At 69.4% G+C, this 20,903-nt stretch carries 20 protein-coding genes; 7 read left to right on the forward strand and 13 right to left on the reverse strand.

The annotated features are described in order from the left end of the window. Positions 1–119: 119 nt before the first annotated feature. The 3 genes from phnY to psrA form a co-directional block, all read right to left on the reverse strand. Entirely contained in the window at positions 120–1,565 is a 1,446-nt protein-coding gene (gene phnY, locus MKD38_RS25005) for a phosphonoacetaldehyde dehydrogenase (RefSeq protein ID WP_252681104.1), read from the reverse strand. 94 nt (positions 1,566–1,659) lie between these two features. Continuing rightward, a complete protein-coding gene (locus MKD38_RS25010) occupies positions 1,660–2,988 on the reverse strand; it encodes an MFS transporter (RefSeq protein ID WP_252681106.1) in 1,329 nt (442 codons plus the stop codon). A 74-nt stretch (positions 2,989–3,062) separates the two neighbouring features. After that, positions 3,063–4,154: an iron-containing alcohol dehydrogenase PsrA gene (psrA, locus tag MKD38_RS25015; protein WP_252681109.1), complete on the reverse strand. Its 1,092-nt coding sequence runs from the start codon at positions 4,152–4,154 to the stop codon at positions 3,063–3,065. Between the two features lie 247 nt (positions 4,155–4,401). Here psrA and MKD38_RS25020 point away from each other — a divergent pair, with 247 nt between their 5' ends. Further along, positions 4,402–5,274, forward strand: a complete 873-nt coding sequence (locus tag MKD38_RS25020; protein WP_252681113.1) for a LysR substrate-binding domain-containing protein — start codon at positions 4,402–4,404, stop codon at positions 5,272–5,274. On the opposite strand, the gene MKD38_RS25025 is transcribed toward MKD38_RS25020, so the two are convergent. The 3 genes from MKD38_RS25025 to pedF all read right to left on the reverse strand — a co-directional run bounded on the left by MKD38_RS25025 (position 5,193) and on the right by pedF (position 7,896). Next, positions 5,193–6,206 (reverse strand): YihY/virulence factor BrkB family protein, encoded by a 1,014-nt coding sequence (locus MKD38_RS25025; protein ID WP_252681116.1) that lies wholly within the window; start codon positions 6,204–6,206, stop codon positions 5,193–5,195. The two genes, MKD38_RS25020 and MKD38_RS25025, sit on opposite strands and share 82 nt — an antisense overlap. 244 nt (positions 6,207–6,450) lie before the next feature. Then, the gene (locus tag MKD38_RS25030) at positions 6,451–7,359 is read right to left on the reverse strand and encodes a substrate-binding periplasmic protein (protein ID WP_252681118.1); all 909 of its coding nucleotides are present in this window, start codon (positions 7,357–7,359) and stop codon (positions 6,451–6,453) included. A gap of 57 nt (positions 7,360–7,416) precedes the next feature. Further along, the gene (gene pedF, locus MKD38_RS25035; protein ID WP_252681121.1) at positions 7,417–7,896 is read right to left on the reverse strand and encodes a cytochrome c-550 PedF; all 480 of its coding nucleotides are present in this window, start codon (positions 7,894–7,896) and stop codon (positions 7,417–7,419) included. Positions 7,897–8,159: 263 nt separating this feature from the next. Here pedF and MKD38_RS25040 point away from each other — a divergent pair, with 263 nt between their 5' ends. Continuing rightward, on the forward strand, positions 8,160–10,160 hold the full coding sequence (locus MKD38_RS25040) for a sigma-54-dependent Fis family transcriptional regulator (RefSeq protein WP_252681125.1): 2,001 nt from the start codon (positions 8,160–8,162) through the stop codon (positions 10,158–10,160). A 21-nt stretch (positions 10,161–10,181) separates the two neighbouring features. Here the strand turns inward: MKD38_RS25040 and MKD38_RS25045 are convergent, their stop codons facing one another. Continuing rightward, positions 10,182–11,144: an MBL fold metallo-hydrolase gene (locus MKD38_RS25045; RefSeq protein WP_252681127.1), complete on the reverse strand. Its 963-nt coding sequence runs from the start codon at positions 11,142–11,144 to the stop codon at positions 10,182–10,184. Then, positions 11,144–12,079, reverse strand: a complete 936-nt coding sequence (locus MKD38_RS25050; RefSeq protein ID WP_252681129.1) for an alpha/beta fold hydrolase — start codon at positions 12,077–12,079, stop codon at positions 11,144–11,146. The genes MKD38_RS25045 and MKD38_RS25050 overlap by 1 nt, the downstream gene beginning before the upstream one ends. 84 nt (positions 12,080–12,163) lie before the next feature. Here MKD38_RS25050 and pqqA point away from each other — a divergent pair, with 84 nt between their 5' ends. From pqqA to pqqE, 5 genes are all read left to right on the forward strand, one after another. After that, positions 12,164–12,238, forward strand: a complete 75-nt coding sequence (pqqA, locus tag MKD38_RS25055; protein ID WP_012355514.1) for a pyrroloquinoline quinone precursor peptide PqqA — start codon at positions 12,164–12,166, stop codon at positions 12,236–12,238. Between the two features lie 103 nt (positions 12,239–12,341). Then, entirely contained in the window at positions 12,342–13,259 is a 918-nt protein-coding gene (gene pqqB, locus MKD38_RS25060) for a pyrroloquinoline quinone biosynthesis protein PqqB (RefSeq protein WP_252681131.1), read from the forward strand. Beyond that, entirely contained in the window at positions 13,256–13,948 is a 693-nt protein-coding gene (pqqC, locus tag MKD38_RS25065) for a pyrroloquinoline-quinone synthase PqqC (RefSeq protein WP_252681134.1), read from the forward strand. The genes pqqB and pqqC overlap by 4 nt, the downstream gene beginning before the upstream one ends. Then, positions 13,945–14,217: a pyrroloquinoline quinone biosynthesis peptide chaperone PqqD gene (pqqD, locus tag MKD38_RS25070; protein WP_252681135.1), complete on the forward strand. Its 273-nt coding sequence runs from the start codon at positions 13,945–13,947 to the stop codon at positions 14,215–14,217. Before pqqC ends, pqqD begins: the two co-directional genes overlap by 4 nt. After that, a complete protein-coding gene (gene pqqE, locus MKD38_RS25075) occupies positions 14,189–15,352 on the forward strand; it encodes a pyrroloquinoline quinone biosynthesis protein PqqE (protein ID WP_371925745.1) in 1,164 nt (387 codons plus the stop codon). Before pqqD ends, pqqE begins: the two co-directional genes overlap by 29 nt. A 585-nt stretch (positions 15,353–15,937) precedes the next feature. Here pqqE and MKD38_RS25080 read toward each other — a convergent pair. The 5 genes from MKD38_RS25080 to MKD38_RS25100 form a co-directional block, all read right to left on the reverse strand. After that, positions 15,938–16,261, reverse strand: coding sequence for a c-type cytochrome (locus MKD38_RS25080; protein ID WP_115699984.1), 324 nt, complete (start codon positions 16,259–16,261; stop codon positions 15,938–15,940). Between the two features lie 98 nt (positions 16,262–16,359). Then, entirely contained in the window at positions 16,360–18,135 is a 1,776-nt protein-coding gene (locus MKD38_RS25085; RefSeq protein WP_252681139.1) for a PQQ-dependent methanol/ethanol family dehydrogenase, read from the reverse strand. A gap of 196 nt (positions 18,136–18,331) precedes the next feature. Then, positions 18,332–19,276 carry a quinoprotein relay system zinc metallohydrolase 1 gene (locus MKD38_RS25090; RefSeq protein ID WP_252681141.1) on the reverse strand — a complete coding sequence of 315 codons (945 nt, stop codon included), beginning with the start codon at positions 19,274–19,276 and terminating at the stop codon, positions 18,332–18,334. Next, on the reverse strand, positions 19,273–20,073 hold the full coding sequence (locus MKD38_RS25095) for a quinoprotein dehydrogenase-associated SoxYZ-like carrier (RefSeq protein WP_252681143.1): 801 nt from the start codon (positions 20,071–20,073) through the stop codon (positions 19,273–19,275). The genes MKD38_RS25090 and MKD38_RS25095 overlap by 4 nt, the downstream gene beginning before the upstream one ends. Then, positions 20,070–20,900 (reverse strand): ABC transporter permease, encoded by an 831-nt coding sequence (locus MKD38_RS25100; protein WP_252681145.1) that lies wholly within the window; start codon positions 20,898–20,900, stop codon positions 20,070–20,072. The genes MKD38_RS25095 and MKD38_RS25100 overlap by 4 nt, the downstream gene beginning before the upstream one ends. Positions 20,901–20,903 lie beyond the last annotated feature (3 nt).

Raw genomic sequence — 20,903 nt, forward strand, 5'->3', positions numbered from 1 at the left:
AAAACGCGCTTTTTGGTTACTTTTTGGCGCTCGGCCAAAAAGTAACCCGCCCAGCAGGGCGGAACCAGACGGTTCAACAGCCGACAGCATGTCACCAACACCGCCCCCCAAAAAATCCCCTACCAAGGCAACGAATACGTCTTCGTATTGCAAAAACTCTTCATCGCCTCCAGCACCCCTTCCTTATACCCCAGCCCAGAATCCTTGATCCCCCCGAACGGCGTCAGCTCGAGCCGATACCCCGGCACCTCCCGCACATTGACACTACCAACCTTAAGCTCCCGCACGAACCGCGTGATGTAGTCGAGCCGATTCGTGCAGACCGACGACGACAAGCCATAGGCAGTGCCGTTGGAAATACGGATGGCATCGTCGATGTCCTTGAAACGGATCACCGGCGACACCGGACCAAAGGTTTCGTGCTTCACCACCGTCATCTCCGGATCGACATGATCGAGCACCGTCGGCGAATACAACGCGCCGCGCCGGATATTGCCGTAGCGCAGCGTCGCGCCCGCGGCAATCGCTTCATTGACCACCTTCTCGAACTGGATCGCCGCGGCCTCGTCGATCACCGTGCCCATGTCGACCTTCGGGTCCAGCGGGTCGCCGTAGCAGACGGCCTCGGTCTTCGCCACCAGCAGCTCGACAAAGCGGTCAGCCACCGCCTCATGCACCAGCATGCGCTTGATCGCCGTGCAGCGCTGCCCCGAGTTCTTGTACGAGCCGCTGGCAGCCAACGTGGCGGCCTCCTCCAGGTCGGCGTCTTCCATCACGATGATGGGATCGTTGCCGCCCAGCTCCAGCACCTGGCGCTTGTAGGTGGCCTTGGCGGCGATGTACTTGCCGATCGGCACGCCGCCGGTAAAGGTAACCAGGTCGACGTCGGGGTGCGTCAGCATCTCGTCGGCGATTTCACGCGGATCGCCGGTGATGACCGACAGCATCTGCGGCGGCAGCCCTGCCTCATACAGGATATCGGCCAGCATGAAAGCCGCCAGCGGGGTCTTCTCGCTGGGCTTGAGCACCATGCGGTTGTTGGTGGCCACCGCCGGCGCGACCTTGTGGATCACCTGGTTGAGCGGGTGGTTGAACGGCGTGATCGCGGTGATCACGCCCAGCAGCGGCTCGCGCAGGGTATAGACCTTGCGGCTCTTGCCGTGGTGCGTCAGGTCGCACGAGAACACCTGGCCGTCGTCGACCAGCGCCTGGTTGGCGGCGAACAGCAGCACGTCCGAGGCGCGGCCGACTTCGTACAGCGAATCATTGCGGCACAGGCCGGATTCCAGCGTGATGGTGCGCGAGATCTCGTCCAGCCGCGAGGCGATGATCTCGCCGGCGCGCATCAGGATCTTGTAGCGCTCGTAGCGCGTCAGCGTGGGCTGGTAGTCGCGCGCGATGCGGTAGGCGTGGCGCACGTCGTCGAGCGTGGCCCTGGGCACGGTGGCGATGACTTCGCCGGTGTAGGGGTAGGTCACCTCGATCACGTCTTCGCGGTAGATCTTCTCGCCGGCGATGCGCAGGGCCTCGTGGCGGATATCGGGAATGGCATGCAATGCGGTCATGGTTTTACCCTCGCGGGTTTCTGAGCAGTGTGTTGAAAGACAATGCGGGCGTCGCAGGCGGGCCGGCGCGGTGCCGGCCCCGCCCGGCTAGCCGTTAGCGGCGGATGAACGCCGCGATCACGGCGCTGATCATGCAGCTGGCTGCCACGATCGGGAACACCAGCGAGGTATTGCCGGACTGGTCCAGGATGCGGCCGATCAGCGGCTCGCCCAGTCCGGCGAGCAGGTAGGAGAAGAAGTTGAGGATGCCGGTGGCCGTGCCCGCGCGCTTTGCGCCGACCAGGTCCGGACACAGCGCCCAGAACGACGAGGCCGGGCCATAGACGAAGAAGCCAGCGAGGAACAGCGCGACGATGGCGCCCATGCCCGTCGGCAGCTGGTACATCACCATCGAGGCGATCGCGCCCAGCACCATGTAGAGCATGATCGCCTTGCTGCGGCTCGAGCCGAACAACCGGTCCGAGATCCAGCCGTTGGACAGCGCGCCGAACGCCATGCCCACCGGCAGCGCCACCGAGATCCAGGCCGGGTCGATCAGCGTTTCGGCGGTCTTCCAGTCCTTGCCCAGGAAGTGCACCGGCACCCAGACGATCAGGCCATAGCGCGCCGCGTTCTGGAAGCCGATCGACAGGCCCGCGATGATCAGGCGCGGATTGCGCAGCACCGCCTTGTAGCGCGACCACGAGCTTTCCTCGGCATCGGTTTCAGGCGTTGTGTGGGCCGTTGTGCGTGCCGTTGTGCGCGGGTCGTCATCCTCGCCCTTGGCCACGCCGGTATCGGGCGACTTGTAGCCGAGGTCTTCCGGCCGCTCGCGCACGATCAGGTAGAAGGTGATGCCGCCCACCAGCATCAGCAGCACCGGCAGGCGGAAGATCCAGCGCCAGTCCAGATGCAGGATGTTCACCACCACGATCGAGGTCACGAACGACAGTACCGACGCGCAGCCGGCCGCGAACACGTAAAAGCCGTAGACCTTGCCGCGTTCTTCGGCGCCCCACCAGTTCGACAGCAAGCGGCTGCCGGGCGCCCAGCCGAGTGCCTGGAAATAGCCGTTGATGCCCCACGGAATCGCCAGGCTCTTGAAGCCGACAGCGAAGCTCACCACCCAGTTGGCCGCGCACGACAGGATCGCGCCGGCGGTCATCACGCGGCGCCCGCCGAACTTGTCGCCGAGGTTGCCGTTGATGGCCTGGCCGATGGCATAGCACCACAGCAGGCAGGTCGAGGCCCAGCCCAGCGCCGCCTTGGACAGCCCGAACTCTTCCTGGATGCCGGGAATGGCAAAGCCGAAGGTCTGCCGCCCGGTGTAGAAGAAGAAATAGCAGAACATGGCGGCCAGCAGCATGCGCCACTGTGCGCGCCGGAACGATTGCTCGGCGGGGGCAACGAACGCCCCTGCCTGGATGCGATCGGCAGTTTCCATGGTTGTCTCCTTTGGTATTGTCGGCCCGTTTGCCGGGCTCATGTGGGCGGGTAAACGCTGGCCGTCGCGAAGCGCTAGGCCGGTACGGCGCCGATGAAGTTCTTGCCGCGCGCGCCGTCCAGCGCACGCGCGATCATGGCGCCGGCCTCGTCGTCGCTGACGCCGTAGTCGGCAAACTCGGTCTTCACGCCCAGCCCTTGCAGCAAGGCGCGCAGGCGCTGCTGCCCGCCGTCCAGCGACGGGCCGAATAGCCGCTGCAGCGTGCGGTCGCGGTCGGGGCGGCGCGCCCAGGCCTTTTCCAGCACCAGCGGCAGCGTGAACGAGCAGGCAATGCCGTGCGGCAGGCCATGGCGCAGCGTCATCTCGTAGGAGATCGAATGCGCCAGCGCGGTCTTGGTGTTGGAGAACGCCAGGCCGGCCTTGAGTGCGGCCAGCGCCATGCGCTCGCGCAGCGACAGGTCGTCCAGGTCCTGGACCAGCTGCGGCAGGGTCTCGAAGATGTCCTCGACCGCCGACACCGCGAAGGTGTCGGAGACCGGATTGGCGTTGACGTTCCAGATCGATTCGAGCGCATGCGACAGCGCATCGAGGCCGGTGGCAATGGTGGTGCCGCGCGGCACCGACAGCATCAGCTGCGCATCGACGATGGCGGCTTCGGGCCAGGTCTGCGGCAGGTGCAGTGAGTATTTCTTCTGGTTCGCCGCATCCCATATGGTGGCCCACGGCGTGACTTCGCTGCCGGTGCCGGCGGTGGTCGGCACGGCGATCAGCGGCTTGACCTGCGCCGGCGTGAACGACTTGCCGCTCGCCAGCAGGCTGATCAGCGAGTCGAAGCGGCCCGAGCGGGTGCCGACCATCAGCGCCTTGGCGGTATCGATGGCGCTGCCGCCGCCGACCGCGACGATGGCGTCGCAGCGGTCGGCGTATTCCCAGAAGCGGTTGTACAGGCCGGACAGGTGCGCCACGTCCGGGTTGGGCTGCACGTCTTCGATCAGCCCGGCCAGGTCCGCGCCCAGCAATGCTTCCAGCCGCGCCACCAGGCCCAGCGCGCGCGCTTCGGGGAAGGTCACGACCACGGCGCGCCGGCCGTGCAGCAAGGCCGGCAACTGGTCGAGCGCGCCGGCCCCGCAGTGGATCGACACGGGGTTGTGGTAAGCATGGGTCATCGGGAATCTCCTGTGTTCTGGCTTGCGGTAGCTGGGCGGTCGGCCGGTGCCGTCGCGCCTGGTTGCCAGAAGTGTGGGAGACGCCAACCCCCCGGTCCAATCGCATCTTTGACGCCGGGGTGTGCCAAAACCGATGGATCGCCGCGGCGCCGCGCCGGCCTCGGGGAAACCCTGTACGCATCGGCGCACGGCTGTGGGAGACTCGCCGGACACGCCGCCGGAGCGGCGGCCAGCCCCCATCCATTCCATGTTCCACCAGTACTACAAGTCGATCCGCTGCTTCCACGCGGTGGCGCGCACCGGCGGCTTCACCGCCGCGGCGCATTACCTGCATATCGGGCAACCCACCGTGACCGACCAGGTCAAGGCGCTGGAGACGCGCTTCGGCGTGGAGCTGTTCCTGCGCAGCGGGCGCAGCGTGCGCCTGACCGATGCCGGCGAGCGGCTCTATGCGATCACGCAGGGGCTGTTCGGCCAGGAAGAGGAGGCCATGCAGTTCCTGCACAGCGCGCACAAGCTCAAGACCGGGCTGGTGCGGGTGGGCGCGGTATCACCGCCGATCGCGCTGGGGCTGGCGCGCAGCTTCCGCAGCGCGCATGCGGCGCTGGAACTGACCGTCACGATCGGCTCGGAGGCCTCGGTGCTGCGTGGCCTGCAGGACTTCGACATCGACGCCGGCATCCTTGCCGAGCCCGACCCGGTGGCGGGACTGCATGTCGTGCCCTATCGCAGGGAACGCATCGTCGCGGTAATGCCGGCGGACCATGCGCTGGCTGGCCGCACCACGGTCACGCTGCAGGACCTGGCCGGCGAACCCGTGATCCAGCGCGAGGCCGGCTCGAAGACCCGCGACCGCGTCGAGCGCGCGTGCGCCCAGCATGGCGTGGCATTGCACTGCGCGATGGAGATCAACAGCCGCGAGGCCATCCTGCATGCGGTGGCCAGCGGCATGGGCCTCAGCTTCGTCACCGAGATCGAATGCATCCCGTTGCCGGGGCTGCAGGTGGTGCCGGTGGACGAGCCGCTGCTGTCGATCGACTATTCCCTGTGCTGCCTGGCGGTACGCAAGGAGCGCCCGTTGATCTCCGCGCTGTTCGCGGTGGCGCTGGGCGGCGGCTGAGGCTGAGCGCGTTCCCGCTCGAGTTCAAGATCACGCTGGGCCTCGGCCGCGGCCTCATGCCGGCGCGAGCCGTAGCGGCGCGCGTACTGCCAGGTGAACTCCGCACCCAGCAGGAAGATCTGCGCGGAGTAATACACCCACAGCAGCAGCACCACCAGCGAGCCGGCCGCGCCGTAGCCGTTGGCGACGCCGCTCTTGCCGATATACAGGCCGATCAGGAACTTGCCCAGCGTAAACAGCAGCGCGGTCACCGCCGCGCCCAGCCAGACGTCGGGCCAGCGCACCTTGGCGCGCGGCATGATCTTGTAGATCATGGCGAACACCACTGTGATCAGCACCAGGCTGACCACGGTGTCGAGCACATGGCCGATCAGCTCTTCGGCCCCGAACAGCGGCCCCCACAGGCGGTTGAGCGCGGAGATGGCGGCGCTAAACAGCAGCGACACTACCAGCAAAAAGCCGATGCCCAGGATCATGCCGAACGACAGCAGCCGCGCGCGCAGCAATGAGAACAGGCCGGAAGTCTTGCGCCGCTCGGGCACCTCCCAGATCCGGTCGAGCGCGGACTGCAGCTCGGCGAACACCGTGGTCGCGCCGATCAGTAGCACCACCACGCCGACCACCGCGGTCAGGGCGCTGGCCGCGGGCTTGCTGACCGCGAGCAGCATGGCTTCGACGGTCTTGGCGCCTTCCGGGCCGAGCAGCCCCTGCAGCTGCGCCACCACTTCGCCGCGCGCGGCCTCGTGGCCGAACACCACCCCCGCCACCGAGATCACGATCAGCAGCAACGGCGCGATCGAGAACACCGTGTAGTAGGCCAGCGCCGCGCCCATGCTGGGGGCGTAGTCTTCCACCCAGGCGTTGACGGTATCCCGCAGCAGCCCGTAGAGCGCGCGTGGCGAGGACAGCAGAACCGACGAAATGGAAGGCATCGCTGGACCCCGAGGAAACGATACTGCCCCAGCCTCCCGCAATTCCCGTTCCTGCCCCCTGCCATGTGCTGCGGCCATGGCAGGCGCGCCGCCGGAGCGCCGCAAACCCAGGCGTGGTGCGGCCTGGCGGTGCGTCTCGGCATCCGTTTGGCGCCGCTCGGGCGCCGAATCGCATGCATTCTTTACAACGCCCGCGTCAGTCGGCCGGCGCCGCGCCGGGCTGGCCCAAGCCCGGACGGCCTGGTCACGGCGCCTGCATCGATACCCCGTAGCCGCCGAAGATGCGGGCCAGCTCGCCGTTGCCGCGGAGGGTATCCAGCGCGGTCTGGAGCGCTTCGGCCAGCTCGCGTTCGCCGGCCTTGACCGCCATGCCGACGGCCCAGCCGCGCGGCGGCAGCAGCGGCGCGCTGATGTCACTGGCGGCATAGCGGCTGGCGGCGTGGCCGCCGGCCTTGAGCGCGCTTTCATACTGGGCGCGCGTCACCAGCGCCGCGGCGATCTCGCCGGCGAACAGCGCGTGCAGCGCCAGCCCGGGCTCGGGGTAGATCCTGACCCGGTCGCGCAGCGCGCCGCCGCCGGCGGACAACAGCGCGTTGGCCCCGGCCGAGCCCGCGGCCGCGCCGGTGGGCTGGCCGGGCAGGTCTTCCAGGCCGCGCACGTCCGGCACGCGTTCGCGGTCTCGCACCAGCACGAAGGTCTCGCGGTAGTAGGGGGCCACGATCAGCGCCTTGTCGTTGGCGCGCATGAAGGCGCGGTCGACCGGCACGTGCAGCATCACGTCGGCCGGTCCGTAGCCCAGGTAATGGCCGCGCCAGACCATCGCGCGCAGGTCGTCGGCCATGTTCTCGTCGGCATCGAACGGCAACAGCGCCACTGACAGGCCCAGCGCCTTGCCCAGCGCCTGCGCCAGCGCCACGTCGATGCCGGCGTACTGGCTGCCGGCCAGCGACGAGAACGGCGGCAGGCCCTTGTACACCGCCACCTTCAGCGTGCCGGCCTGGCGGATCCGGGCCAGGTCGGCATGCGCTGGCGACACGCCGAGCAAGGCGGCGGCAGACAGCAGGATGCAGCCGAGCCAGCGCAGCATCCGCGCCGGCGGCGCGGGCAGGACGGAAAAGGTAAGCCGTGGGCCGCGCACAGGGCTGTCAGGCATGGCATTGCTCCAGTTGGACGAAGGGGACCGGCGGCATCGATGGCGTTGGCGCGGCGCTTACTCGTGGCGCGATTCCAGGTAGGTCTTGATGGCCCAGACCGCCTCCTGGCTCAGCACGCCGTCGAACGGCGGCATGTAGACACGGCCGTCGCGGGTGCGGCCCTTGCGCACGGTGGTGGTGTAGAACTGCGAGATCTCGCTCTGGCAGGCCTGCTTCTTCTTGGCGTCGGCCAGGGCGACGCAGTCGCCGTCCAGCTTGCGCAGGTCGGGGGCAATGCCGCCCGACACGGCCTCGAGCCCGTGGCAGCGCGCGCAGTTCTGGTTGTACGCCGACGAGCCGATGCGCAACGCCTCTTTGTGCGCATCGCCGCTGCGGTAGGGATTGTCCGGACGCCATTCGTCGCCCAGCTGTGGTAACGCTTTGGTGTCGACGGCCTGGGGCGTGACATCGCCATGGGCCAGCACCGGGCCGGCGGAAAATGCGGTCAGGGACGCGCAAAGCGAGAGCAAGGCAAGCAGGCGGCGCTGCGATTTCATGGATGTCTCCTACAGTGATGGGGCGGCTTTTGTTTGGCTCCGTTTCCGCAAGAGCCATACCAACGTGGCGGCGCGGCAAAAATACCGGCGAAGTGCCGCTTGGGGCGGGCAAAATCCGCCTGAGCAACGCAGCGGTGTCCCGGAATGCCACACCCTGGCAAGTGTTTTGCTTCACCACGCAACACTGTCGAGCCCGCGCCTGGCGCGGCCGGCGGCGACCCGCGCAGAGATCGCGGGCGGATTTTCCACAAGGAGACCGAGACATGACCATCCAGCCGGATCCGCATCCGCGCGCGGACGCCCCCGGTGATACCGGGCAGCACGAGCGTGCCGAGCTGATTGCCCAGGCCCACCAGCGCTCGGAGTCTTATGGCCTGCGCCCCTATGAATCGCCCGATTTCTGCCCGGTGCTGCAGAGCGAGCTGAAGACCCGCATCGAACGCAGCCAGTCGCTGTTCACCTATGCGCTGCCGGTGATGGAGACGCTGCACGACCAGATCGTCGACACCCAGAGCATGATCGTGCTGACCGACGCCGACGGCCTGATCCTGCACGCCATGGGCGACGACGACTTCCTCGCGCGCGCCGACAAGATCTCGCTGCGCCCGGGCTCGGAGTGGTCGGAGGCGCGCCGCGGCACCAACGCCATCGGCACGGCGCTGGCCGAGAACCGCGCCACGCTGGTCCACGGCGCCGACCATTACCTGGAGGCCAACCAGTTCCTGACCTGCTCGTGCATGCCGATCCTGGACCCTTACGGCAAGACCGTGGGAGCGCTGGACGTGACCGGCGATCAGCGCGGCTTCCACAAGCACACCATGGCGCTGGTGCGGATGTCGGCGCAGATGATCGAGAACCAGCTGTTCGGCAACGCCTTCCGCGACATGGTGTGCATCCGCTTCCATTCGCGCGCCGAGTTCCTGGGCACGCTGGTGGAGGGCATCGTCTCGTTCACGCCCGGCGGGCGCTTCCTGTCGGCCAACCGCAGCGGGCAGTTCCAGCTGGGCCTGTCCATCGGCGCGCTGCAGGCGCATACCTTCTCGTCGCTGTTCGGGCTGTCGATGTCGCAGCTGTTCGACGCGGCGCGCGCGGCCCATGCCGGCATCGTCCCGTTGCACCTGCCCAGCGGCGTCAAGGTCAGCGCGCGCGTGGAGTGGAAAACCCCGGCCGCGGCACTGCCCGGCGGCAACGAGGCGCGCCATGCAGGCACGGGTGCCACCGGCATGCCGCGCAGCCTGGCGGCGGGCCCGGCGCCCTCGCCGGGGCTCGATGAGCTGGACACCGGCGACGCGCAGATCCGCGCCGTGATCGGCAAGCTGCGCAAGGTCATCGGCAAGGACATTCCGGTGATGGTGCTGGGCGAGACCGGCACCGGCAAGGAACTGATGGCGCGCGCCATCCATGCCGACAGCGGGCGCCGCGCCGGGCCCTTCATCGCGGTCAACTGCGCCTCGATCCCGGAAAACCTGATCGAGTCGGAGCTGTTCGGCTACGAGGAAGGCGCCTTCACCGGCGCGCGCAAGAAGGGCGGCATCGGCAAGATGCTGCTGGCCAACGGCGGCACGCTGTTTCTCGACGAGATCGGCGACATGCCGCTGCACCTGCAGGGCCGCCTGCTGCGCGCGCTGCAGGAGCGCGCGGTATCGCCGCTGGGCAGCAGCAAGGTGATCCACATCGACGTCTCGGTGGTGTGCGCCACCAACCGCAACCTGCGCGACCTGGTCGCCAGCGGCCAGTTCCGCGAAGACCTGTACTACCGCCTCAACGGGCTGGTGGTGCGGCTGCCGGCGCTGCGCGAGCGCAGCGACCTCGACGTGGTCGCCGGCAAGCTGCTGCGCCAGGACCACGGCGGCGGCGCGGCCGGTGCGGACGGTGCGGTCAACGACGCGCCCCGCATCAGCGAGGCGGTGATGGCGCTGTTCCGCCGCTACCACTGGCCGGGCAATATCCGCCAGCTGTGCAACCTGCTGCGCACCGCGCGCGTGATGGCCGAAGGCGAAGCCGAGATCACCGAGGAGCACCTGCCCGACGACTTCCTCGACGACCTGCGCGAGCCGCCGGCGCCGGCGGCCGCGCTGGCCGTGCCGACGCCGCCGGGCGCGCAGCCCACGCGGCTGGCCGAGGTCGAGGCGATGGCGATCGTGGCCACGGTCAAGGCCCACAACGGCAATATCTCGGCGGCGGCCAAGGCGCTGGGGATCTCGCGCAACACGGTCTACCGCAAGATGGAGGAAGCGCGCGGCCTGCCGCACCAGGGCAGCTGACGCCGCCAGCGCACCCCGGCTTCAGGCCCGCGGCTCGCCCTGCATCCACGCGTCTTCAAGCTGGCGCCAGGCGCGCTGCAGGTTCAGCGGATGGCGCGTCGGGAAATGGCGCCAGTGGCGGAACGGCTTGGCCGCCACGGCATCGGCCGCTTGCGATGCATCGCGCCCCGCGGCCAGCGCGGCGCCGATGCCGTCGGTGAGCGCATCGAGATACGCCAGCGTCGGCACCAGCGTCTGCGCAGGCGTCCCGGTCGCGGTGGCGACGACGGTGTCCGCCGGCAGTGCGATCAGTTGGCGCAGCGCCTGGCGCCAGCCTTGCAGCGACGCCTCCTGCATCTCCGGCACGCGATCCCGGTACGCCAGCCCTCCCGCGCATAGCAGCCGCAACTGCGGCGCGTACAGCACGGTATCCGACGCGCTGTGGGCCGGCGCATGCACCTGCACCTGCCACGCGGTGTCGCCGGTGTGCAGCCAGGCGCCGTCCTGCAGCGCCGGCTCCGGCAACACGATCTCGGTGCCGCGCAGGGCCGCGCGGCCGAGCTGCGCGGTCAGGCGCGCCAGGCAATCCTCGCATCGTTGCCGCATCAACGCGGCGGTGGCGGCCGACGCCAGGAACAGCGGCCGCGGCCGCAGGCCGGCAAAGGCGGCGTTGGCCAGCACGTGCTCCGGATGGGCGTGGGTGTTGACCACCCAGCGCACCGGCTGCGCCGTCAGCGCCCGGATCGCGCCGAGCAGCGCCCTGCCCCACACTGCCTGCGGCCCGGGATCGGCCACCAGCACGCCCGCGCGCGTGACATGGACCAGGCTGGGCACCACCGCGCCGGCGTTCGCGCGCGTGGCTTCGGCGTTGACGGCGCGGGCGACGTAGACGCCCGGCTGCAGCGGGTCCAGCATCACCCGTGCGCTGGCCGCGGCGGCCGGCCGCCAGGCATCGACGGCTAGCGCCAGCGTGGCCCCGAGGAAATTGCGCCGGGTGGCAATCATCAGCGCTGCCAGGCGCTGGCGCGGATCGCGTCCGCGAGCGCATCACGCATGGCGCCGTCCGCCAGGTGCCCGGCGTCGACCCATGCCAGCCGCGCGTCCGGCATGGCGTGCCGCAGCCGCAGCGCATTGGCCGGCCGGCAGACCGCGTCGGCGCGGCCATGCAGCAGCGTCACCGGAAGGCCCTGCGCGGCGATCTCGCGCGCCGCGCGCAGCAACGCGGGCTTGCCCAGCCCGGCGCGGTGGCGCAGGTAGCGCGCCTGGATGCGGTACTTGCGTACCGTGGCCAGCCGTTCGCGCGCGGACTGCCGGCGTTCTTGCTCACCCCCGCGCAGGCCGAGCCGGTCCAGCTCGAGCCGGCGCCACGCCGCCGCGGTGTCTCGTTTTTGAACAGCCGTCCCACTTTGCAACAGTCGAGACACCGTCAGCAGCCGGGCACGCGCCTCGGGCAGCCGCTCGCCCGCCGGCGCGACGCGGCGCAACAGGCCGGCGCCGGGGCATGGCGCAAACAGGCCCAGCACGTCGTCGCGCCCGGTCAGGAAGGCGCCGCGCAACACCAGCGCCGCGACCGCATGCGGATAGCGCGCGGCATAGGCCAGCGCCAGCGCCGCGCCCCACGATCCCCCGACCACGCCCCAGCGCGCGATGCCCAGCGCCGCGCGCAGCTGCTCCAGATCCGCCAGCAGCGCGCCGACATTGTTGCGGCGCAGGCCGCCTGCGGGGGTCGAGCGGCCGGCGCCGCGCTGGTCGGGCATCACCACGCGGTGCCGTTGCGGGTCGAACCATGCCGCCATCGACGCGGCGCAGCCGCTGCCCGGACCGCCGTGCAGGACCAGCCAGGGTTCGCCGTGCGCCGGACCGCTCAGCCGCACATGCAGGCGCTGGGCGTCCGGGGTGCGCAGGTGGAAGACAGCGCTGCTCATAGTTGCGTCGGGCATGGTTGTTGCCTTTCCGGGCATTGCGGCAGCCACGCTGCCATGCCGCGACGATACTCACTAACCATGCCACCCAAGGAGACAGACATGACCTGGACCACGCCCGCCTACACCGAGCTGCGGCTCGGCTTTGAAATCACGATGTATATCGCCAACCGCTGACCGGCCGCGGCGTTCCGCGGGCGGGCGTCGCCGGTGGTTGCCGGTGGTTGCCGGTATGGCGCCTGCGCGGGACCGCCGTGATCCACTCTCGAGCGCTCGCGCCATGACCACCATCCGGGTACTGGGATCGGCCGCCGGCGGCGGCTTCCCGCAATGGAACTGCAATTGCCGCAACTGCGACGGCGTGCGCCGCGGCACCGTGCGCGCCACGCCGCGCACGCAATCGTCGATCGCGCTGTGGGGCGACGGCCCGGAAGCGATCCTGGTCAATGCCTCGCCCGACATCCTGCAGCAGCTGCGCCAGACCCCCGCGCTGCAACCTGCCCGCGCCGGGCGCGACACCGCGATCGCCGCGGTGCTGCTGATGGACGCGCAGATCGACCACGTCACCGGCCTGCTGATGCTGCGCGAACACCGCCGCGCGCTGCCGCTCTATGCCAGCGCCAGCGTGCTCGAAGACCTGGCCGGGGCGTTCCCGCTGACGCGCATCCTGTCGCATTACTGCGGGCTGCAGTGCCATGCGCTGCCCTGCGACGGCACCGCGTTCTCGGTGCCGCCGCTGGATGGCGTGGCGCTGACCGCGGTCCCGCTGCAAAGCAAGGCGCCGCCCTACTCGCCCAGGCGCCACACGCCGCAGCCCGGCGACAACATCGGCCTGCGCATCGAAGACCGCCGCAGCGGCCGCAGCGCCTTCTATGCGCCCGGGCTGGGCCAGGTCGACGACCATGTGTTCGCGCAGCTGCGCCGCGCCGACGTGGTGCTGGTCGACGGCACCTTCTGGCGCGACGATGAAATGCAGGCGCTGGGCTTCTCCGCGCGCAGCGCCGCCGACATGGGCCACCTGGCCCTGTCCGGGCCGGGCGGGATGATCGAGGTGCTGGACCGCCTGCCCGCCAAACGCAAGATCCTCATCCACATCAACAACACCAATCCGGTGCTGGCGGAAGACTCGCCCGAGCGTGCCGAGCTGGCCCGGCACGGCATCGAGCTGGCCTACGACGGCATGGAAATCGCGCTATGACAGCCACCGTTGCATGGACCCCGGCTGAATTCGAGGCGCGCCTGCGCGCCCGCGAAAGCGGCTACCACATCCACCATCCATTCAACCAGCGCATGGCGGCGGGCCAATGCACGCCCGCGCAGATCCGCGCCTGGGTGGCCAACCGCTTCTACTACCAGGCCAGCATCCCGCTCAAGGATGCCGCGATCCTGTCCAACTGCCCCGACCGCGCCACGCGCCGCGAGTGGGTGGTGCGCATCCTCGACCATGACGGCACCGACACCGAGCCCGGCGGCATCGAGGCCTGGCTGCGGCTGGGCCAGGCCGTCGGCCTGGAACGCGGCGCGCTGCTGGAGCACCGGCAGGTGCTGCCCGGGGTGCGCTTTGCCGTCGACGCCTATGTCAATTTCGCGCGCCGCGCGCCGTGGCAGGAGGCGGTGTGCTCGTCGCTGACCGAGATGTTCGCGCCGAAGATCCACCAGGAACGGCTGGCCGGCTGGCCCACGCATTACCCGTGGATCGAGGCCGGCGGACTGGACTATTTCCGCTCGCGCATCCCGCTGGCGCAGCGCGACGTCGACCACGGCCTGCGCGTGACGCTGGACCATTTCCGCAGCCCCGCGCAACAGCAGCGCGCCCTCGACATCCTGCAGTTCAAGCTCGACGTGCTGTGGTCGATGCTCGATGCCATCCAGCAGGCCCACTCATGAACGCCGGCACGCAAGACCTCGCCACGCCGACCCTGCACCGCACCTTCCGCCTGCAGTGGGAAGACTCGCAGCAAAGCTGGGTGCTGCTGTATCCGGAAGGGATGGTCACGCTCAACGACAGCGCCGCCGCGATCCTGCAGCGCTGCGACGGCAACCATACGCTCGACATGCTGATCGACGACCTGCAGGCCGCCTTCGGCGTGCAGGGCATCGCGCCGGAGGTCCATGCCTTTGTCAAACATGCCACCGAACGCGGCTGGCTGGTCTGAGCCGGCGCCGCCCGGCCCGCCGCTGTGGCTGCTGGCGGAGCTGACCTACCGCTGCCCGCTGCACTGCGCGTTCTGCTCCAATCCGGTCGACTATGCCCGCCATGCGGAGGAGCTGGACACCGCGCAGTGGTGCGACGTGTTCACCCAGGCGCGCGCGCTGGGCGCGGTGCAGCTGGGCCTGTCCGGCGGCGAGCCGCTGCTGCGCAAGGACCTGGAAGCGCTGGTGCGCCATGCGCGCGGCCTGGGCTTCTACACCAACCTGATCACCTCCGGCGTGGGCCTGACCGACGCCCGCCTGGCGGCGCTGCGCGAGGCGGGCCTGGACCATATCCAGCTGTCGTTCCAGGACTCCACGCGCGAGCTCAATGACTTCCTGTCGAGCACGCGCACATTCGAGCTGAAGCAGCGCGTGGCTAGGCTGGTCAAGGCGCACGGCTATCCGATGGTGATGAACTGCGTGCTGCACCGGCACAACCTGCCGCATGTCGGCACCATCATCGAGCTGGCCTTGCAGCTCGGCGCCGAATACCTGGAGCTGGCCAATACGCAGTACTACGGCTGGGCCTGGGAGAACCGGCTGGCGCTGATGCCGACGCAGGAACAGCTGCGCGAGGCCGAGGCCGTGGTGCGGCAGTACCGCGCGCGCATCGGCCGGCAATGCCAGATCCTGTTCGTGGTGCCGGATTATTTCGAGGAACGGCCGAAGAAATGCATGAACGGCTGGGGCACCACCTTCCTGGGCGTGGCGCCGGACGGCACCGCGCTGCCGTGCCATGCGGCGCGCATGCTGCCGGACCTGGTGCTGCCCGATGTCAGGACGGAAACCCTGCGCGACATCTGGCACCACAGCGACGCCTTCCGCCGCTTTCGCGGCACGCAGTGGATGCCGCAACCGTGCCGCTCGTGCGAGCACAGCGAGGCGGACCTGGGTGGCTGCCGCTGCCAGGCCTTCCTGGTCACCGGCGATGCCGCCGCGACCGACCCCGCCTGCGCACAGGCGCCCGGGCACGGGCGATTGCGCGAGATCGTGTTGGAGGGCCGGCTGGCGGCGGCGCAAGCGCGCGAGTATCCGATGGTGTTTCGCAGCGATGCCAACTCGTTGAGATTGAGTTCATCGCGGAATTCCGAAGGATGAGGTTGGGCCGCGCGGATAGATGCGGTTGACTTCGTGGATGCGCCGGCCCTCTCCCCCGCCCCTCTCCCGCAAGCGGGAGAGGGGAGCAAACCAGCGGGGGCTCGCCCGCGATAGCGCGTGCGAGCGCAGCGACGCACTCCGTGCCAGTGCACAAGACCTGAGATTGAGAGCGCGCGCAGCGCAGCCGAAGGCGTCCCACCAATAGCGTCCGCAGCAGGTGGCCTACACCCTGTTGGGATCGTTCAAAAGTGGGGGATCGGAGGCGTTGTCCCTGACTCACATAGCGTTAGCAGGTTCGAACGGGCACCCACGCCAAACGGAAATCACCACCGCCCGAACCACCAACGCCGCGGAATTGATTGCCAGCCGCACAGGCGACGCGTTTCTTGCCTACTTCTTGGCGCTCGGCCAAGAAGTAGGTCGCCGGCTACGCCGGCGAAACAGCCACGCCCGCCAAGCACGACAGACCGGAGGCAAGCGCTGAATCAACGCCCGCGCCGGCGCCGCCGCAAGCGGGTCTTGCGCCGGCCGCCCACGACGGCCCCGCGGCCGACGCAGCGCCCGCAGCCCACGCCCCGCCCCGGCTCAACCGACACCAAGCACCCACTCCGCCAGCTTCTTCGCATCATCCTCTCCCAGATTTCCATGCGGCGGCATGGGGATCCGGCCCCATGCCCCCTTGCCGCCCTCCCGGATCTTCTTCGCCAGCGACGCGGCCGCCTGGCTGTCGCCCTTGTAGCGCGCCGCCACCTCGGCAAACCCTGGCCCCACCAGCTTCGACTGCATGCCGTGGCAGGAGAAGCAGCCGCTCTTGTCGGCCAGCGCCTGCATCTCCGCCGCCGTGGCGGCCAGCGCCGCGCCCGGCAACATCGCGCCAACCGCCGCCAGCGCCATCCATTCTTTCTTCATACCTGTATCCCGATCCGATGCTGTTGCTACCTTGCCGCGCGCACGCCTGCATCGGGCGATGCAATGGCGTACGCGCGGCCGTGTCACCCGTTACCCGTTCAGCTCTTGTGCAGCTTGAACACCCACACCGAGCCGCCCTGCTCGAGGAAATTCACGCGCTTGGCGACCTCGCCGCCCCACAGCGGCACCGCGCCGCCCCAGCCCGAGACCACGGCGACGAACTGCTCGCCGTTCTCTTCCCACGTGACCGGCGGCGCGACCACGCCGCTGCCGGTCTGGAACTGCCACAGCTCCTTGCCGGTCTTGGCGTCGGCCGCCTTCAAGTAGCCTTCCGGCGTGCCCCAGAACACCAGCCCGCCGGCGGTGGTCATGGCGCCGCCCCATAGCGGCGCGCCGTTCCTGACCTCCCACACGATCTTGCCGGTCTTGGGGTTGATTGCGCGCAGCGAGCCGATGTAGTCCTCGTTGAGCGGCTGGATGGTGAAGCCCGCGCCGAGGAAGGCGGCGCCCTTCTTGTAGCTGATGGGCTCGTTCCAGATGTCCATGCCCCATTCGTTGGCGGGCACGTAGAACAGGCCGGTCTGCGGGCTGTAGGCCATCGGTTGCTGGTTCTTGCCGCCCAGGAAACCGGGCGCGGCGAACACCGACTTGCCCTTCTTCTCGCCGTTGGCGGCGGCCGGGTCGCCGGGGCGGCCCTCGGCGACGTAGTTGGGACGGCCGCTCTTCAGGTCGATGCCGGAGGCCCAGGTGATCTTCTTGACGAAGGGAAAGGCGTTGACCAGCTTGCCGCTGCTGGCATCGTTGACGTAGAAGAAGCCGTTGCGGTCGGCCTTGCCGCCCATGCGCTTGCCGTCGAGGTCGAAGGTGACGAACTCGTTCACGCCGTCGAAGTCCCAGCCGTCGTTCGGGGTGTTCTGGTAGTGCCAGACGATCTTGCCGGTGGCGGGATCGAGCGCGACGGTGGAGGCGGAGTAGAGGTTGTCGCCCTTGCGGATATGGCTGTTCCACGGGCCGGGATTGCCGGTGCCGAAGTAGGCCAGGCCGGTGGCCGGGTCATAGGTGCCGCCCAGCCACGTGGCCGCGCCGCCGGTCTTCCAGGTCTCGCCGGGCCAGCTGGCGTTCTGGGTGCCGGTCATGCCGATCTCGGTCTTGTTGCCGTCCTTGTCGTACTTGTAGCCCATGTGGCCTTCGACCACGGGCCGCGACCACACCAGCTGCCCGGTCCTGGCATCGCGCGCGTCGACGCGGCCGACCACGCCGAATTCGCCGCCCGAGATGCCGGTCAGCACCAGGCCCTTGGCCACCAGCGGCGCGGCCGTATACGAGTAGCCGGCCGCGTAGTCTTCCAGCTTTTCCTTCCACACCACCTTGCCGCTGTTCTGGTCCAGCGCCACCAGTTGCGCGTCGAGCGTGCCGAAGATCACCAGGTTGTCGTACAGCGCCGCGCCGCGGTTGACCACGTCGCAGCACGGCATGATGCCTTCGGGCAGGCGGTGCTCGTACTTCCACAGCTTGCGCCCGGTCTTCACGTCGAGCGCATAGATGCGCGAATACGAGGCGGTGACGAACATCTTGCCGTCGTGGATCAGCGGCTGCGATTCCTGTCCGCGCTGCTTTTCGCCGCCGAACGAGAACGACCACGCCGGCACCAGCCGGCCCACGTTCTTCGTATTGATGCGCGCCAGCGTGGAATAGCGCTGGCCCTGCGGGCCCATGCCCCACGACAGCACGTCGCCGGGTGACTTCGCATCGTTCTCGATCATGGCGTCGCTGACCGCCGCCTGCGCGGCAACGCTCGCCGCGGCGGCCGGGATTGCCGCCGCGGTTGCCGCCGCGGTTGCCACGACCGCCAGTCCAACTCGTATCGTCCTCATTGCCATCTCCTCTCTTGTTTTCGATTTCGCTGGTGCGCCACTGCGCCACACACCAGCACGCAAATGGCAAATCCCATGCCAGTGGACTACAGCCTGATCACGGGCCCTGCAAGTCCGCAGCACGGCTGCGGCCCGCGCCAGCGTGCAACACTGCGTTGCAGCTGCGCCAGAATTGAACAGCCGGAGTCGGGCGCCTTCACCGGGCCAGCGCGGCTTCTTCGTGCGCCGGGTAGAGATGGATCACGTTGCGCAGATACTCGGCCGGCAGCGCGCCCCAGCGCGCATAGGGCTCGGGCACCGGCATGGCCATCACCTCGGCCAGGTCGCGTCCCTGCGCCGCGGCCTCGCGCAGGCGCGCATCGAGCCATTGCAGGTAGGCGCGCGTCTGCGCGATGGCCTCCGTGCCGCCCAGCGCGGGGCCGTGGCTCGGCACCAGCAGGCGCGCCCCGCTCTGCGCCATCAGCGCCTGCAGCCGCGCGAGGCTGTCGAGCCAGCGGCCGATATGCGCGTGCGGCGTGGTCGGGATGCGCTCGCGGAACACCAGCCCGCCGGCGAAGACGATGCCGGCATCGCGGTCCAGCAGCACCAGGTCCGCGTCGGTATGGCCTTGCAGGCGGATCAGTTCCAACGTGCGGCGCCCGATGGTGCGGACGCCGGGGGCCAGCGGGTGGACCGGCGGCGCGGGCTCGGTCCCGCGCATCCAGTCGCCGCACAGGCGGTAGAGGTTGTCGGCGTAGGCCGCGCCTTCGCGGCGTGCGCCGTCGATGGTGGCGGGCAGTGCGCTGGCGCCCACGTCGGCATAGGCCTGGTTGCCGAAGAAGTAGTCGGGATGCAGGTTCAGGTTCAGCACCAGCCGTACCGGCGCGCCGGTCAGCGCGGCGATGGCGCGGCGCTGCTGCTCGCCATATTCGCGTGACGGGCCGGTGTTGATCACCACCACGCCGTCGCCGGTGTCGATGAAGGCGGTATTGATGATGTTGCAGCCATTGTCCGGCGCGAAGTCGGCATTGGCGCCTTCCAGCAGCCACACGCCGGCGGCGATCTCGCGCGGCGCCAGGCGGTAGTCGGGCGGCTGCACAGGCGCTGCCAGGACCGCGGCAGTGGCCAGCCACAGCAGCAGCGACGGCAATACGCGCTTCATGGCGACACCCGCGCCGCGATGCGGTTGCCGTTGTTGTCGTGGCCGGCCACGGTCAGGCCGGGCACCACCGCCTCGCGCAGGTCGAACGAGAAGATCGGGTTCTCGGCCACGGGCTCGTGCAGGGTCAGCCGCAACAGCGGCTGCCGCGCCGCGTCGGCCAGCACCAGCGTCTCAAGATGGAACGCCGGGATGCCTGCGACCAGGCCGGTGTCCATCGGGTGCATCACGCGCAGGCGCACGCGTGCGCCGGCATCGCCCAAGGCCGGGAACACGCGCGCCTCGACCCGGTTGAGGGTGCGGCTCCAGCTGCCGTCGCGGCGGGTCGCGCCCGGCACGGTGCAGCCACCACCGCCGGCGTCGACCCACGCGCTGCCGACATGCCAGGTGCCGTCGCGCGTGCGCGCCGCCACCCGCACCGGCGAGGCCTGCTCCAGCTTGAAGCGGAACGACAGCGACGGGCGCACCCGCAGCGGCTCGAACGCCAGCACCGGGCGGATCGGGTTGCGGTCCACCGCCACCACGATGCGCTCGACCTCGCCCAGCGCCGACGCGTCGAAGGCGATCGGCACGCGCATGGGGTCTTCGGCAAAGACGGGGCCGGTGACGCGCACGCGGCTGTCGAACACCACCGGCCCCTGCTGCAGCAGCTCCTTGTGGATCGAGGCCCATTGCGGCGACTGCATCGGATCGCTGTGCATGATCGCGGCACCGGTGCCGGGCGCGGCTGACACCGTGGCGCCGGCCAGTCCCAGCCATGCCAGCGCCAGCAGCGCCATGCCCTGCCGGCGGCCGGTCATGCCGGCGCCCCGCGGCCCGCCAGGCCGCGCTGCGGGTCGTAGCCGCGCAGCGCCAGCGCGAAAAACACCACCGCGCTGGCCGCGACGATGGCCAGGCTCTGCGGCGCCAGCTGCCCGTACAGCGCAAAGCGGATCGCCTCGACCGCATGCGTGAACGGGTTCAGCCGCGCCAGCTGGAACACCGCCTCGGCGCCCGACTCCTGCAGGCGCCACAGCGGATACAGCGCCGAGCTGATGAAGAACATCGGGAAGATGACGAAGTTCATGGTGCCCGCAAAATTCTCCAGCTGGCGCACATGGACCGACAGCAGCAGGCCAAGCGCGCCCAGCATCAGCGCGGCCAGCGTCATCGCGCCCAGGCCGGCCAGCAGGTGCAGCGGCGCGAAGCGGATGCCGAAGCCCGCCGCCACCAGCAGGAACGCGGCCATCTGCAGCAGCGACAGCAGCGTGCCCGCCGCCAGCTTGCAGCCCAGCAACCAGCCGCGCGGCAGCGGCGCGGTCAGCAGCAGCCGCATCACGCCCATCTCGCGGTCGTACACCATCGCCAGCGACGACTGCATGCCGTTGAACAGCGCGATCATGCCCAGCAGCCCGGGCGCGACATAGACCTGGTATTCGATGTAGCTGTCGTACGGCGGCGCGATCGCGACGCCCAGCGCGTTCTGGAAGCCCGCGGCGAATACCAGCAGCCACAGCAGCGGGCGCACCAGCGACGACAGCAGCCGCCCGGGCTGGCGCAGGTACTTGCGCAGCTCGCGGCCGCAGACCGCGCGCAGCGCGCGCCAGCGATGGCGCATCGACGGGGGCAGGATTGCGGGCATGGTCATGGG

It is taken from the genome of Cupriavidus sp. WGlv3 (genome assembly GCF_023952475.1).
Classification (GTDB): Bacteria; Pseudomonadota; Gammaproteobacteria; order Burkholderiales; family Burkholderiaceae; genus Cupriavidus; species Cupriavidus phytorum.

Coding starts and splice junctions, on each gene's coding strand:
- MKD38_RS25100 (WP_252681145.1), bottom strand. CDS start 20,900: ATGACCATGCCCGCAATCCTGCCCCCGTCGATGCGCCATCGCTGGCGC.
- MKD38_RS25025 (WP_252681116.1), bottom strand. CDS start 6,206: ATGCCTTCCATTTCGTCGGTTCTGCTGTCCTCGCCACGCGCGCTCTAC.
- pqqC (WP_252681134.1), top strand. CDS start 13,256: ATGACAGCCACCGTTGCATGGACCCCGGCTGAATTCGAGGCGCGCCTG.
- MKD38_RS25045 (WP_252681127.1), bottom strand. CDS start 11,144: ATGATTGCCACCCGGCGCAATTTCCTCGGGGCCACGCTGGCGCTAGCC.
- pqqB (WP_252681131.1), top strand. CDS start 12,342: ATGACCACCATCCGGGTACTGGGATCGGCCGCCGGCGGCGGCTTCCCG.
- MKD38_RS25080 (WP_115699984.1), bottom strand. CDS start 16,261: ATGAAGAAAGAATGGATGGCGCTGGCGGCGGTTGGCGCGATGTTGCCG.
- psrA (WP_252681109.1), bottom strand. CDS start 4,154: ATGACCCATGCTTACCACAACCCCGTGTCGATCCACTGCGGGGCCGGC.
- MKD38_RS25085 (WP_252681139.1), bottom strand. CDS start 18,135: ATGAGGACGATACGAGTTGGACTGGCGGTCGTGGCAACCGCGGCGGCA.
- MKD38_RS25090 (WP_252681141.1), bottom strand. CDS start 19,276: ATGAAGCGCGTATTGCCGTCGCTGCTGCTGTGGCTGGCCACTGCCGCG.
- pqqE (WP_371925745.1), top strand. CDS start 14,189: ATGCCACCGAACGCGGCTGGCTGGTCTGAGCCGGCGCCGCCCGGCCCG.
- MKD38_RS25095 (WP_252681143.1), bottom strand. CDS start 20,073: ATGACCGGCCGCCGGCAGGGCATGGCGCTGCTGGCGCTGGCATGGCTG.
- pedF (WP_252681121.1), bottom strand. CDS start 7,896: ATGAAATCGCAGCGCCGCCTGCTTGCCTTGCTCTCGCTTTGCGCGTCC.
- MKD38_RS25030 (WP_252681118.1), bottom strand. CDS start 7,359: ATGCCTGACAGCCCTGTGCGCGGCCCACGGCTTACCTTTTCCGTCCTG.
- MKD38_RS25050 (WP_252681129.1), bottom strand. CDS start 12,079: ATGCCCGACGCAACTATGAGCAGCGCTGTCTTCCACCTGCGCACCCCG.
- phnY (WP_252681104.1), bottom strand. CDS start 1,565: ATGACCGCATTGCATGCCATTCCCGATATCCGCCACGAGGCCCTGCGC.
- MKD38_RS25010 (WP_252681106.1), bottom strand. CDS start 2,988: ATGGAAACTGCCGATCGCATCCAGGCAGGGGCGTTCGTTGCCCCCGCC.
- MKD38_RS25020 (WP_252681113.1), top strand. CDS start 4,402: ATGTTCCACCAGTACTACAAGTCGATCCGCTGCTTCCACGCGGTGGCG.
- MKD38_RS25040 (WP_252681125.1), top strand. CDS start 8,160: ATGACCATCCAGCCGGATCCGCATCCGCGCGCGGACGCCCCCGGTGAT.
- pqqD (WP_252681135.1), top strand. CDS start 13,945: ATGAACGCCGGCACGCAAGACCTCGCCACGCCGACCCTGCACCGCACC.